The sequence below is a fragment of the Streptomonospora arabica genome, assembly GCF_039531585.1.
Lineage (GTDB): Bacteria > Actinomycetota > Actinomycetes > Streptosporangiales > Streptosporangiaceae > Streptomonospora > Streptomonospora halophila.
In genome coordinates this window covers 115,942-129,361 of sequence record NZ_BAAAQI010000012.1, presented here as the reverse complement: position 1 = coordinate 129,361, position 13,420 = coordinate 115,942, and the positions used below count along the sequence as shown (strand labels likewise).

The 13,420-nt window shown below is 73.9% G+C and carries 11 protein-coding genes; 4 read left to right on the top strand and 7 right to left on the bottom strand.

The features are described 5' to 3' along the window. Positions 1-152: 152 nt before the first annotated feature. The 4 genes from ABD284_RS18545 to yczE form a co-directional block, all read right to left on the bottom strand. Positions 153-827 carry a uracil-DNA glycosylase gene (locus ABD284_RS18545; protein WP_344145122.1) on the bottom strand — a complete coding sequence of 225 codons (675 nt, stop codon included), beginning with the start codon at positions 825-827 and terminating at the stop codon, positions 153-155. Between the two features lie 150 nt (positions 828-977). After that, a complete protein-coding gene (locus ABD284_RS18540; RefSeq protein ID WP_344145120.1) occupies positions 978-1,706 on the bottom strand; it encodes an MgtC/SapB family protein in 729 nt (242 codons plus the stop codon). Positions 1,707-1,784: 78 nt separating this feature from the next. Continuing rightward, on the bottom strand, positions 1,785-3,572 hold the full coding sequence (locus ABD284_RS18535) for a glycoside hydrolase family 15 protein (protein ID WP_344145188.1): 1,788 nt from the start codon (positions 3,570-3,572) through the stop codon (positions 1,785-1,787). Positions 3,573-4,066: 494 nt separating this feature from the next. After that, the gene (gene yczE, locus ABD284_RS18530) at positions 4,067-4,753 is read right to left on the bottom strand and encodes a membrane protein YczE (RefSeq protein ID WP_344145118.1); all 687 of its coding nucleotides are present in this window, start codon (positions 4,751-4,753) and stop codon (positions 4,067-4,069) included. Positions 4,754-4,859: 106 nt separating this feature from the next. Here yczE and yczR point away from each other — a divergent pair, with 106 nt between their 5' ends. Then, positions 4,860-6,284 (top strand): MocR-like transcription factor YczR, encoded by a 1,425-nt coding sequence (gene yczR / locus ABD284_RS18525; RefSeq protein ID WP_344145116.1) that lies wholly within the window; start codon positions 4,860-4,862, stop codon positions 6,282-6,284. A gap of 165 nt (positions 6,285-6,449) precedes the next feature. Continuing rightward, positions 6,450-8,345, top strand: coding sequence for an AMP-dependent synthetase/ligase (locus ABD284_RS18520; RefSeq protein WP_344145114.1), 1,896 nt, complete (start codon positions 6,450-6,452; stop codon positions 8,343-8,345). Here the strand turns inward: ABD284_RS18520 and ABD284_RS18515 are convergent. Further along, positions 8,333-9,169 (bottom strand): alpha/beta hydrolase, encoded by an 837-nt coding sequence (locus tag ABD284_RS18515; protein ID WP_344145112.1) that lies wholly within the window; start codon positions 9,167-9,169, stop codon positions 8,333-8,335. The genes ABD284_RS18520 and ABD284_RS18515 overlap by 13 nt on opposite strands. A 239-nt stretch (positions 9,170-9,408) precedes the next feature. Here ABD284_RS18515 and ABD284_RS18510 point away from each other — a divergent pair, with 239 nt between their 5' ends. After that, entirely contained in the window at positions 9,409-10,272 is an 864-nt protein-coding gene (locus tag ABD284_RS18510; protein ID WP_344145110.1) for an alpha/beta fold hydrolase, read from the top strand. 39 nt (positions 10,273-10,311) lie between these two features. Here ABD284_RS18510 and ABD284_RS18505 read toward each other — a convergent pair whose 3' ends face one another. Together ABD284_RS18505 and ABD284_RS18500 are read right to left on the bottom strand one after the other, a co-directional pair. Beyond that, complete coding sequence (locus ABD284_RS18505) at positions 10,312-11,487, bottom strand: cation:proton antiporter (RefSeq protein ID WP_344145108.1); 1,176 nt, start codon at positions 11,485-11,487, stop codon at positions 10,312-10,314. 12 nt (positions 11,488-11,499) lie between these two features. Beyond that, positions 11,500-11,982 carry a cation:proton antiporter regulatory subunit gene (locus tag ABD284_RS18500; RefSeq protein WP_344145106.1) on the bottom strand — a complete coding sequence of 161 codons (483 nt, stop codon included), beginning with the start codon at positions 11,980-11,982 and terminating at the stop codon, positions 11,500-11,502. Positions 11,983-12,386: 404 nt separating this feature from the next. Between ABD284_RS18500 and moaA the strand changes: the two genes are divergently transcribed. Continuing rightward, a complete protein-coding gene (gene moaA / locus ABD284_RS18495; RefSeq protein ID WP_344145104.1) occupies positions 12,387-13,376 on the top strand; it encodes a GTP 3',8-cyclase MoaA in 990 nt (329 codons plus the stop codon). The last annotated feature ends 44 nt before the right edge of the window (positions 13,377-13,420 follow it).

Sequence of the window (13,420 nt, the reverse complement as noted above, 5' to 3'; positions counted from 1 at the left end):
TACGCGGGTGCTCCCATCCCGACGGGACGATTCAAGTACGGCGGGCGCGCGCCCCTCAATGCGGGCGCATCGGCGCGGGCGGCCACATCCGGCCGCCCGCGGCCGCCCGCCGCCTGCGAACCGGGCCGGCCGGCTCCGGGAGCGCTCCGCCTCTACGGCAGCCGCCAGTCGACCGGCTCGGCCCCCTGCTCCTCCAGCAGCCTGCTCGCGCGGCTGAACGGCCGCGAGCCGAAGAAGCCGTTCTTGGCCGACATCGGACTGGGGTGGGTGGACTCCACGCACGGCACGCCCGGCATCAGCGGGCGCAGGTTGCGGGCGTCGCGGCCCCACAGGATGCCCACCAGCGGGGTGCCGCGCTCGGCCAGGGCGCGGATGGCCTGGTCGGTGACCTCCTCCCAGCCCTTGCCGCGGTGCGCGGCCGGCTTGCCCGGCGCGACGGTCAGCGCCCTGTTCAGCAGCAGGACGCCCTGCTTGGTCCAGGGGGAGAGGTCGCCGGTGGAGGGCATCGGCAGACCGAGGTCGTCGCTGTACTCCTGGAAGATGTTGCGCAGGCTTCCGGGGAGCTTGCAGTCGGGCGCGACGGAGAAGCTCAACCCCACCGCGTGACCGGGGGTGGGGTAGGGGTCCTGGCCCACGATGAGGACCCGCACGTCCTCGAAGGGCTGCTGGAAGGCGCGCAGCACGTTCTCGCCGGCGGGCAGGTAGGTGCGGCCCGCGGCGACCTCCTGGCGGAGGAACTCGCCCATCCGGGTGATCCGGTCCTCCACCGGGGCGAGCGCCGCGGCCCAGCCGTCGTCCATCACTTCGTTCAAGGGTCGTCCTGGCATGGCAGCACCCTAGCGGCCGGCGGGGACGTCCGTGCCCGCTCGCGAAGGCCCGCACGCCCGCCGCAGCGGGCCATCCGGCACGGCGGTGCGGGCGAGGGCGGCGCCGGCCGCGCGGACCGCGGCGGCCGGGGCCGCCGCGCGCTCCTCAGCTCACTCCTCGTTGGCCGGCTCGCCGATGCGCACGGACAGCACCCCCGGGGTCTCGGCGAGCGCGGCTGCGAGATCCTGCGTCTGCGTGCCCTTGCCGCCGCGGACGTGCAGGATCAGTTCGATGACCGCCGCGCGCGGGTCGCCGTCCTCCTTGCGCCGGGTGTCGACCTCCTGCACCGAGAACCCGCGCTCGGTGACGTCGGCCAGGACGGCGCGCAGCACGCCCTGCCCGTCCTGGTAGGACACCCGGATGGGGGCGGTCTGCGGGCGCCGGCGGGTGATCAGCCGCAGCAGCGGCGGGTAGCCCAGGGCGACCAGGTAGTGGGCGGCCGTCACCGCCGCGGCCACCAGCCACAGCCCCGCTCCCGCCGCTGTCCCCACGGCGGCGGCGACCCAGATCGTCGCGGCGGTGGTCAGCCCGCGCACGATGTCCTGGCGCACGAAGATGACGCCGGCGCCGATGAACCCGATGCCCGAGGCGATCTGGGCGGCCACGCGGGAGGGGTCGAGCGTGATGGAGTCCTCGTCGATCACGTCGAAGAACGCGTACTTGCTGACCACCATGAACAGGGCCGCGCCGACGCCCACCAGGGTGTGCGTGCGCAGGCCCGCGTTCTTCTGCCGCAGCTCGCGCTCCAGGCCGATGAGCGTGCACAGCACGAGCGCGACGGCCAGGGCGATCAGCTGCGCCGGCCCCTGGCCCTCCAGGTTCTCCGCGAATCCGTCCATGGCCCACAGCTACCCGCGGCGGGCGCCGTCCTCCCGCCCGAAGCGGCGCGGGAGGACGCCGGGGAGGAACGCCGGCGGTCAGCCGCGCCGGTGCCCGTTCTGGTGGGAGAGGTTCAGCGCGGTGGTGACCAGCGGAACGTGGCTGAAGGCCTGCGGGAAGTTGCCCACCTGGCGGCCGCTGGAGGCGTCCCACTCCTCGGCGAGCAGCCCCACGTCGTTGCGCAGCGCCAGCAGCCGGTCGAACAGCTCGCGGGCCTCCTTCTCGCGGCCGATGGACAGCAGCGCGTTGGCCATCCAGAAGCTGCACGCCAGGAACGCGCCCTCGTTGCCGGGCAGGTGGTCGGCGGCTTCCTCGCGGTCGGTGCGGTAGCGCATCACGAAGCCGTCGATCATCAGGTCGTCGCGGATGGCCTCGATCGTGCCGACGATGCGGGGGTCGCTGTAGGGCAGGAAACCCACCTCGGGCATCAGCAGCAGCGCGGCGTCGAGCTCCCTGCTGCCGTAGTACTGGGTGAAGGTGTTGCGGCGGGCGTCGTAGCCGTACTCGCAGACCTCGGCGTGGATGGTGTCGCGCAGCGCCTTCCAGCGCTCGATGGGCCCCTCCTTGCCGAAGTCCTCGATCATGCGCACGGCGCGGTCGGCGGCCACCCACGCCATGACCTTGGAGTGCACGAAGTGCTGGCGGGGCCCGCGAACCTCCCACAGGCCCTCGTCGGGCTCGTCCCAGCACCACTCCAGGTAGTTCACGAGCGAGCGCTGCAGTCCCCACACGTGCTCGCCGCCCTGCAGGCCGCTGCGCCGCGCCAGGTGCAGAACGTCCATGACCTCGCCGTAGACGTCGAGCTGGTACTGGCCCACGGCGGCGTTGCCGATGCGCACCGGGCGGGAGTCCTCGTAGCCCGGCAGCCAGTCGGCCTCCCACTCCGACAGCCGCCGCTCGCCGCGCACGCCGTACATGATCTGCATGTGCTGGGGCTCGCCGGCCACCGCGCGCACCAGCCACTCCCGCCAGGCCTGCGCCTCGTCGGTGTAGCCGCTGCGGATCAGGGCCTCCAAAGTGATGGTGGCGTCGCGCAGCCAGCAGTAGCGGTAGTCCCAGTTGCGCACCCCGCCGACGTCCTCGGGCAGGGAGGTCGTGGGCGCGGCGACGATGCCGCCGCTGGGGCGGTAGGTCAGTGCCTTGAGGGTGATCAGGGAGCGGACGACGGCGTCGCGGTACTCGCCCTCGTAGGTGCACTGGTCCACCCAGTTGCGCCAGAAGCGCTCGGTGCGCGAGAGGGCTTTCTCGGCGTCGAGGTGGTCGGACTCCTCGACCTGGGAGGGATGCCAGGTCAGGACGAAGGGGACGCGCTGTCCGGCGCTGACGGTGAAGGTGGCGTCGTGCAGGAAGTTGTGGCCCTCCAGCGGCACGGGGGAGCTCATCCAGACCGAGTCGGGCCCGGCGATGGCCACCAGTTCGGTGCCGCTGCGGTGGATCCAGGGGACGACGTTGCCGTAGTCGAAGCGCAGGCGCAGGGCGGTCTGCATCCGCACGGTGCCGGCCAGGCCCTCGACGATGCGGACGATGTGGGGGGCGCCGCCGCGCGGGGGCATGAAGTCGATGACGCGCACCGAGCCTTCGGGGGTGTCCCACTCGGATTCGAGGACCAGCGTCTCGGGGCGGTAGCGGCGCCGCGCGGCGCGGGGCTCGCCGTTGGCCGGCCGCATCCACCAGTTGCCGTTCTGCTCGTCGCCCAGAAGCGCGGAGAAGCAGGCGGGGGAGTCGAAGTGGGGAAGGCAGAGCCAGTCCACGGAGCCGTCGCGCCCCACGAGAGCTGCGGTCTGCATGTCGCCGATCAGCGCGTAATCCTCAATCCAGCCGGACACGCGGCTCACCCCCTTCTCAACCAAGATCACGTCCACGCGGACGTACCGTATCCAACTCCGAACCGCCCCGCGGACACGCGAGAGCGACGCGTGCACGCGCCACGGCGACGGTATCCGCGCCGGAGTCCGGAGTCGCGGTGGGCCGGTCGGCTGTGCGGGCCGCGTCGCCCGCTGCCGTCACGCTACCGGTTGAAGCGCTTTCCCAGGTGGAGGGCCGACTAAATGTGCTCTAGCAGATACCCGCGCGATGCGTTCGGGAAGCCCCGGGGAAGAACGGGCTTTTCGCGGGCACGGGCGCGGGCCTCTCCTGATGCCGCGATCGCGCGCAGCCGGGGGTTTGCGACTGAGGATCCGTTATTTCGACGTGATCGGTGCGGTGCGGTGAGCGCCGCTGAAATCGGGGTCCGGATCCGTTTTCCGGGCGACCGATTCCGCGCCCGGCGAGGGCCGCGCAGGGCCGACCGGATCGGCCCCGCGCCGGGCGGATCGGCCGGTCAGCGGCGTTCGTGCGGGCCGGCTCCGGCCTCGGCCGGCTCCGGCCCGCCGATGCTCAGCAGCGGGAGCGCGCGCTGGGCGAGCGGCCCGATGGCGACCGCGAACAGCAGTGTGCCCACCCCCACGGTGCCGCCGAGCAGGGCGCCGGCGACCACCACGGCGACCTCGATGGCCGTGCGGGCGGTGCGCACCGACAGCCGGGTGCGCGCGGCCAGGCCGACCATCAGCCCGTCGCGCGGGCCCGGGCCCAGCCGGGCGCCGATGTAGGCTCCGGTGGCCAGGCCGGTCAGCAGGATGCCGGCCACCAGCACGGCCCAGCGCGCCGCGAGGCCCTCCACCTCCGGCAGCACCCACAGCGAGGCGTCCACCGCCAGTCCCACGACCACGGCGTTGCTGACGGTGCCCAGCCCCACCCGCTGGCGCAGCGGCGCCCACAGCAGCATCACCGCGCCGGCGGTCAGGATGCTGCAGGCGCCCACGGACAGGCCGGTGTGCAGGGCCAGGCCCTGGTGCAGCACGTCCCAGGGCATCGCGCCCAGGCGGGAGCTGATCAGCAGCGCGCAGCCCAGCCCGAAGGCGCTCAGCCCCGCGTAGAGCTGCACCAGGCGGCGCGGCCGGGGCGGCGGCAGCAGCGGGTGGAGGAGCACGCTCCGCGCGATCCTGATCGGCCGGGATGCAGTGGACACGTGGGTGCCTTTCCGAGTGGGTGAGCGCGGCAGATGGGCCGCAGGGGTTATGTTGGCTCCGCACAATCCGGGAAAAACAGCGCCAATTTCGGAAAGTGGCACCCTCGTGGTTGGTGAGCGGCGGATCAACGGCCATCTCCTCGCCCGGCTGGTCGGCCCCGAAGCCGACGGCCGGCCCTACTACCTCGCCCTGGGCCGGGCGGTCAGCGGCCTCGTCCTGGACGGCCGGGTGCCCACCTTCACCCGGCTTCCGGCGGAGCGGGACCTCGCCGCGGCCCTGGGCGTCAGCCGCAACACGGTCACCGCCGCCTACACCTGGCTGCGGGAGAACGGGTTCCTGGACAGCCGGCAGGGAGCGGGCAGCTGGACCGTCCTGCCCGAGGGAGGCTCGGCGCCCGGGGTGCTGATGCCCCGCACCGATCGGATCGACCTGGGCGTGGCGGCGCCGTCCGCCGTCGACGGCATCCAGCAGGCCGCGCGCCTGGCGGTGGACCAGTTGGCCGTGCACGTCGGGGGCATCGGCTACAACGTGCGGGGGCTGCCCGAGCTGCGCCACGCCATCGCGCGGCGCTACGTCGAACGGGGCCTGCCCACCGCACCCGAGCAGATCTTCGTCACCAGCGGCGCCATGCACGCCGTCGCACTGCTGATGGACATCCTCACCGAGCCGGGTAGCAGCCTGCTGGTCGAGTCGCCCACCTACCCCCACGCCCTGGACGCCGCGCGCCGGCTCGAGGCGCGCGTGCGCACCGTCGGCGTCACCCCCTCCGGCTGGGACATGGACCACGTGCTCGACGCGTTCCGCCGCATCAGGCCCGCGGCCGCCTACCTCATCCCGGACTTCCAGAACCCCACCGGCGTGCTGATGGACGACCGCGAGCGCGCCGCCGTGGCCGCCGAGGCCCGCCGCGCCGGCAGCGCGCTGATCGTCGACGAGGGCGCGGCCGAACTGGCGATCGACTCCGGCGACCTGCCCGCGCCGCTGGCCGCCCACGACACCGACGGGCGCGTCTTCACCGTCGGCTCGGCCGCCAAGTCCTTCTGGGGCGGCCTGCGCATCGGCTGGGTGCGCACCACACCGCCCATGGTCGAGCGCCTGACCACCGCACGCCAGCGCCTGGACCTCTCCAGCTCGCTGCTCGACCAGCTCACCGTCACCCACCTGCTCGCCGACACGCTGCGCATCCGCGCCGAACGCAGCCGGCAGCTGCGCCGCAACCGCGACGCCCTCGTCGCCGCGCTGCGCGAGAAGCTGCCCGACTGGGAGTTCAGCAGCCCCTCGGGCGGATTGGTGCTGTGGGCGGGACTGCCCAGCGCCGCGGCCAGCGCGCTGGCCGAGAGCGCTTCGCGGCACGGCGTGTACGTGGCGCCCGGGCCGCTGTTCGGCGCCGACGGAACGCTGGAGCGGCGCGTGCGCCTGTCCTACGCGCACGCACCCGAGGTGCTGGTCGAGGGCGTCGACCGGCTGGCGCGCGCCTGGACCCACACGCCGAGCCGGCCCGGCCGGGTGCACCACGGCCTGCTGGGCTGACCGTTCGGGCTCGGCCCCAATCGGCCCGCCCGGCCTTTCCGGGGCCGCCTGCGCAGCGGCCGGTGCGCCTGTCGAAAGTCCGCCCCGCAGGGTCCTTGCGGCCGCCCGCGGGCCGTGGTGCGATGAGCGCACCGGAAGCGACCCGCGCCACATCGGGAGGCCGTGATGGACGACACCGGCGGCGCCGACACCGAGGTCCTGCGGCTGCAACGGGAGATCGACGCGCAGATCGTCGGCCCGACCCTCGTGGACCGGCTGCGCCGGACGGCCGACGAGCACGGGGACCTCCCGGCGCTCTCGCGCCGCGTCGCGGGGGCCGACGGCACCGGCGCCGAGTGGGAGACGCTGACCTGGGCGCAGTACCGGCGGGCCGCGCTGGAGACGGCGGCGGGTCTGATCGCCTACGGCCTGCGGCCCGGCGAGGTGGTCGCCCTGATGCTGCCCAATCGCCCCGAGCACCTCGTCGCCGACATGGGCGCCGTGCACGCCGGCGGCGTCCCGCTCACCGTCTACGCGACCTTCCCGCCCGAGCAGGTCGAGTTCGTCGCCGCCGACTGCGGCGCGGCCGCCGCCGTGCTGCAGGGCGCCGATGAGCTGGAGCGCTGGCGCCCCGCCCTGGAGCGCCTGCCGCGGCTGCGCACCGTGGTCCTGCTCGACGCCGGCGCGGTACCGGCCGGACCCGGCCCGGGCGGCACCGCGTTCGTCAGCTGGGCGGAGCTGCGCCGCACCGGCGGCGAGCGCTACGCCGCCGACCCCGCGGCCGTGCACGAGCGCGCGGACGCGCTCGGCCCGCAGGACACCGCCACGCTGCTCTACACCTCCGGCACCACCGGCAGGCCCAAGGGGGTGCCCGAGACCCACCGGCAGGTGCTGTTCCAGGCGGCGACCACGCTGCGCGCCAACGACCTGCCGTTAGGCGGGTCCTCGGTCTCCTACCTGCCGCTGGCCCACATCGCCGAGCGCATCCTCAGCGTGTACCTGCCGATCCAGGTGGCCGGGCACGTGCACTTCTGCCCCGACCCCGCCGAGCTCGGCACCTACCTGGGACTGGTGCGCCCGCACGCGCTGTTCGGCGTGCCGCGGGTGTGGGAGAAGCTGCAGTCGCGCCTGGCGGCCGCCCTGGACGCAGCGCCCGATGAGCAGCGCATGGCCATGGCCGAGGCCTCCGAGACCGCCCGCGCCTATCTGGAGGCCGGCCAGTACGGGCGCACTCGCGGCCCCGAGCTGGAGCGGAGCTTCGCCGAGACCGACGCGGCCGTGCTGGCGCCCATCCGCGCCCTGATCGGGCTGGACCGCTGCACCTCCTTCACCACAGCGGCCGCGCCGATATCCGAGGAGACGCTGCGCTTCTACAGCGGGCTCGGCGTGCTGCTGCGCGACGTGTACGGCATGACCGAGAACTGCGGTCCGGCCACCGTCAACCGCCCCGGCGCCTACAAGTTCGGCAGCGTCGGCCGACCCTGCGACGGCGTCGAGGTCGCCACCGCCCCCGACGGCGAGATCCTGGTGCGCGGCCCCGTCAACACCGCCGGCTACCTCAACCGCCCCGACGACACCGCGGCGCTCTACTGCGGGGACGGCTGGCTGCGCACCGGCGACCTCGGCTCCGTGGACGACGACGGGTTCGTCTACGTGCTCGACCGCAAGAAGGAGCTGATCATCACCTCGGGCGGGGAGAACATCGCGCCGGCCGCCGTCGAGAGCCGCCTCACCGAGCACCCGCTCATCGGCCAGGCCATGGCCTGCGGCGACGGGCGCCCCCACGCGGCGGCGCTGCTGACGCTGGACGCCGAGGCGGCGCCGGGCTGGGCGCTCGCGCAGGGGCTCGGCGAGACCGACCCGGCCGTGCTCGCCGCGCACCCCGACGTGCTGGCCGAGGTCGAACGTGCGGTCGACGCCGCCAACGCCCGGCTGGCGCGCGCCCACCGGGTCAGGCGCTGGCGGCTGCTGCCGGGGGAGTGGACGGTCGAGGGCGGGGAGCTGACCCCGTCGCTCAAGGTCAAGCGCCGGGTGGTGCAGCGCAAGTACGCCGACGCCATCAACGGGCTCTACGCCGGCTGAGCCCGGGCGGCGCACCGCCCGGCGAAGCGCACGACCTCCTCCAGCACCTCCTCCCGGTTGGTCTCGTTGAAGACCTCGTGCCGGGCGCCGGGGAAGATCCGCACCGCCACGTCCTCGCCCGCGAGCTCCTCGATGCCCACCCGGGTGTCGGAGATCGGCACCAGGCTGTCCTGCGAGCCGTGTACCCACAGCAGCGGCGTGCCGCCGAGGCGGCCGTGCTCGCGGATGCGCGCCAGCTCGGTGTGCAGGGCCTGCAGCAGCTCCCGCTTGAAGGGGCCGTGCCAGACCAGGTCGTCGGCGGTGTAGTCGGCGGCCACCTGCGGGTCGCGCGAGAGCGTGGAGGCGTCCAGCGGCACGTCGGGGATCTCGGGCGCGGCCAACAGCTCGCTCGCACTGGTCCAGCGGCCCAGCACCGGGCCCGAGAGCACGAGCCCGGCGAGCCCGCCGGGGTGCAGCTGGGCGTAGCGGGCGGCGATCATGCCGCCCATGGAGTGGCCGACGAGTACCAGGGGCAGCGTGCGGTAGGCGGTGCGGGCCTGGGTGACGAGCCGGTGCACGTCCTCGACCACCCCGTCGAAGTCGTCGACGTGCACCCGCTCCCCCGAGGAGCGGCCGTGCCCGCGGTGGTCGAGCCCGTAGACGGCGGCGCCGCCGGCGCACAGCGCCCCGGCGGTGTGCTCGTAGCGCCCGATGTGCTCGCCGTAGCCGTGCACCAGCACCGCCAGCCACGCGGGTTCGGCGCGCTGGGGCGCCCACGCCCGCGCGTACAGGCGCTCGGAGCCGTTGCTGCCGCCGGGCAGTTCCCATTCGCGCGATACGACCACTGCGACTCCTGATCCTTCCCGGACGACCCTGTCGCGGGCAGCCTAACGACCCGTCCGCGCCCGGCACACGCACCCGTGCCCCGGCCCCGCGGCCGCCGGCGCGTGATGGCGGTCGGCGCGGCGCAGCGGCGATCGCTGAACCCGCGGGGGGTGTAACCGGAAAAAGGTTTATTCAAGCATTACCATCTGCTATCGTAACCGCTAAATACCAAGTTTGAAGGTTACATCCGGAGGGTCTCATGCCGACCACCGCCGGCGCGTCCGCGTCGATCCCGCCCGTCTTTGCCGCCTGGAGCCTGCCCGAGCGCGTCGCCGTCTCGGGCGGCAGCGTCGCCGCCGGCGTGCTCGGCCAGGGTCCGCCCGTCGTCCTGGTGCACGGGACGCCGGCCTGGTCCTATCTGTGGCGCGGCGTCGCCGAACGGCTCGCCGAGCACCGCACCGTGTACCTGTGGGACATGCTCGGCTACGGCGACTCCCACCCCGCCCCCGGCGTCGCGCCCACGATCGCCCGCCAGGCCGCCGTACTCGCCGAACTGGTCGAACATTGGGGTCTGGAGGCGCCCGCCCTGGTCGGCCACGACATCGGCGGCGGTGTGCTCGCGCGCGCCCACCTGGTGGAGGGTGTGGCGGCGAGCGCGCTGGGGCTGGTCGACGCCGCCGTACTGGGACCGTGGAACACCCCCTTCACCGACCACCAGCAGCGCTACGCCGAGGCGTACCGCACCATGCCCGCCGACGTGTTCGCCGACCTGGCCGCCCTGCGCCTGCGCAGCGCCACGCGGACGCCGCTGCCCGACGAGGTCGCCGCCGCCTACCTGGCCCCGTGGGCGGGGCGGCGGGGGCAGCGGCGCTGGGTCGACCAGGTGGCCGCCGTGCACCACGAGGACACCCGCGAAGCGGTCCGGCGCATGGACGCCGTCGCCGCTCCCACGCTGGTGCTGTGGGGCGAGCAGGACACGTGGCTGCCGCCGGAGACCGGTGAGCGCCTCGCCGCCGCCATCCCCGGAGCCCGCCTGCGGACGGTGCCCGACGCGGGCCACTTCCTGCCCGAGGACGCGCCGGAGGACGTGGCGGCGGCGCTGCTGGAGCACGTCGGGAGCTGACGCGGGCGGACCGGCCCCGAGGTTCGGGCCCTCGGGCGGTCAGGCCTGGGCGCCGTTGCCGGCCCCGCCCGCCCAGACGGGGGTGCGCACCACTCCCGCGAGGTAGGTGACCACCGGGCCCGCGACGGCCAGGATGATCACGTAGGCCGCGGCGAAGGGGACCAGGCCCGGCGCGGCACCCGCGGCCAGCCCGGCGATGACCACGGAGAACTCGCCGCGCGGGATGAGCACCGTGCCCGCGCGCAGCCGGCCGCGGCGGCCCACGCCGTCGCGGCCGGCTGCGTAGAAGCCCACCGCCGTCTTGGTCAGCGCCGTCACCGCGGCCAGCGCGGCCGCGGCGGGCAGCATCGGAACCAGGTTGCGCGGGTCGATGGTCAGCCCGATGGCCAGGAAGAACACCAGCGAGAACAGGTCGCGCAGCGGTTCCATGGCCAGGCGCGTGCGCTGGGCGAGCTGGCCGCTCAGCGCGAGTCCGACCAGGAAGGCGCCCACGGCGGCCGAAGCGTGGGCGGCCTCGGCCGCGCCCGCCACCAGCAGGGTGAGGCCGAGGATGCGCAGCAGGAACTGCTCGGAGTCGCCGGTGTCGAGGATGCGGTTGATCGGCTCGTGCAGGCGGTGGGACGCGAACAGGGCGACCGCCACCGCCACCAGTGCCGTGGTCAGCGTGAACGTGGTCCGTCCCCAGGTGCTGCCGACCACCGCCGCGCCCAGCAGCGGCAGGTAGACCGCCATGGCGATGTCCTCCAGCACCAGCACCGACAGAACGGAGGGCGTCTCGCGATTGCCCAGCCGCCCCAGGTCGTGGAGCAGCCGCGCCACGATGCCCGACGACGAGATCCAGGTGATCCCCGCCAGCGCGACGACGCCGCGCCAGTCCAGCCCCAGCAGCCAGCCCGCCGCGGCTCCGGGCAGCGCGTTGAGCACCGCGTCCAGCACTGAGGAGGGCAGGTGCAGCCGCAGGCTCTGCGAGAACTCCTCGGGGGAGAACTCCAGCCCCAGCAGCAACAGCAGCAGGACCATCCCGATCGCCGCCCCCGTGCCGATGAAGTCGCCTGCCGCCGGCACCGGAGCCACTCCGCCCTCGCCCAGCGCCAGCCCGGCCAGCAGGTACAGCGGAACCGGGGAGAGGCCGAAGCGCCGCGCGGCGGCCGAGATCAGGCTGAGCACCACCAGCACCGCGCCGAGTTCGAGGAAGAGGGGGACGGAGATCTCCATGTCGGGGGCCGGCTAGGAGGCGCCGACGATGTGCTCGACGCCCGCGATGCCTTCGTCGGTGCCCACCACGACCAGGACGTCGCCTGCGTGCAGCGCCTGGGCGGGGGTCGGAGAGGCGATGACGTGGTCGCCCCGCACGATCGCGACGATCGACGCGCCGGTGCGGGTGCGCGCCCGGGTGTCGCCCAGGGTGCGGTCGCGGTAGGGGGAGTGCTCGCCGATCTCGATCTGGCCCGAGACCAGGCCGGGGACCTCGCGGGTGAGGTCGGCGAAGCGCTCGGCCACGCGCGGTGCCCCCAGCATCTCGGCGACGGCCTCGCACTCGTCGCGGTTCAGATGCATCAGGTGGCGCGGCGAGTCGGGATCGCCGCTGCCGTAGACGAGCAGTTCGGCGTCGCCGGTGCGGCGGGCGATCACCCCCACGCGCGCGCCGCGCGAGGTGGTGAACTCGTAGCGGATGCCCACTCCGGGCAGAAGTACTTCAGTGACCTCCATGGACGACATGTTCCCGGCGCGGGTCCCGCTACGCCCGGGGGCGCGCGGCGGTTGTGCCCACAGGTGTGCGGGCGGCGCGCCCGGGGGTGCGCCCCCCGGGAAGGCAGGGGGTCGGGGGCAGGTCGCGGCGTGGCCCGATCCGGCCGGGAGTTGCAAAGCCGCCGCCGGCGGCGCGATTGGTAGGATTGTATACAGGAGTGCGGTGCCGACGTAGCATTACTCCTCAGAGGACGATGTTCGCCGATCGGAATAATCACCACTAACGGCTCAGTGATCGACAGACGCGACCAAGCAGGCATCTTTTAGGCTGGAGCTGCGCCGGGAACCACCTAAGTGACGTCACCGCTGACGCGAACGCATCGCCGAGGCCGGACGGCCACACGAGACAGAAGAGGTGACGCCCCATGCTGGCCGACTCCTACGGAAGGGTCGCCACGGACCTGAGGGTCTCGCTCACCGACCGCTGCAACCTGCGCTGCTCCTACTGCATGCCGCCCGAGGGCCTGGAGTGGCTGCCCAAGGACGAGGTTCTCACCGACGACGAGGTGAACCGCCTGATCCGCATCGGTGTCACCATGCTCGGCATCGAGGAGATCCGCTTCACCGGCGGCGAGCCGCTGCTGCGCCGCGGCCTGACCGGCATCGTCGCCGCGAGCACCGCGCTGCGCCCCCGTCCCCAGACCGCCCTGACCACCAACGGCATCGGCCTGGCGCGCACCGCCCCGGCCCTGGCCGAGGCCGGGCTGGACCGCGTCAACGTCTCGCTGGACACGCTGCGCCCCGACGTCTTCGAGCGGCTCGCCCGCCGCCGGCGGCTGCCCGACGTCCTCGAAGGCATGGCCGGAGCCGCCACGGCCGGGCTCACCCCGGTCAAGGTCAACACCGTGCTGATGCGCGACGTCAACGACGCCGAGGCTCCCGACCTGCTGCGCTACTGCCTCGACCACGGCTACCAGCTGCGGTTCATCGAGCAGATGCCGCTGGACGCCCAGCACGGCTGGCGGCGCGACACCATGGTCACCGCCGACGAGATCCTGGACCGCCTGGGCGCCGCCTACCGTCTGGATCCCGCCGACGACCACACGCGCGGCAGCGCTCCGGCCGAACTGTTCTACGTCGACGGCGGACCCGAGACCGTCGGGGTGATCGGTTCGGTCACCCGCCCGTTCTGCGGCGCCTGCGACCGCGTGCGGCTGACGGCCGAGGGCGAGATCCGCAACTGCCTGTTCGCCCGCGAGGAGTCGGACCTGCGTGCACCGCTGCGCAGCGGCGCGACCGACGAGGAGATCGCCGAACGCTGGCGCGCCGCCGTCGCCTCGAAGCTGCCCGGACACGGCATCAACGACCCCAGCTTCCTGCAGCCCTCCCGGCCGATGTCGGCCATCGGCGGCTGAGAGCCCCGGCACACAGCGCCCCACCGCACAAGCCGCCGGAGCCT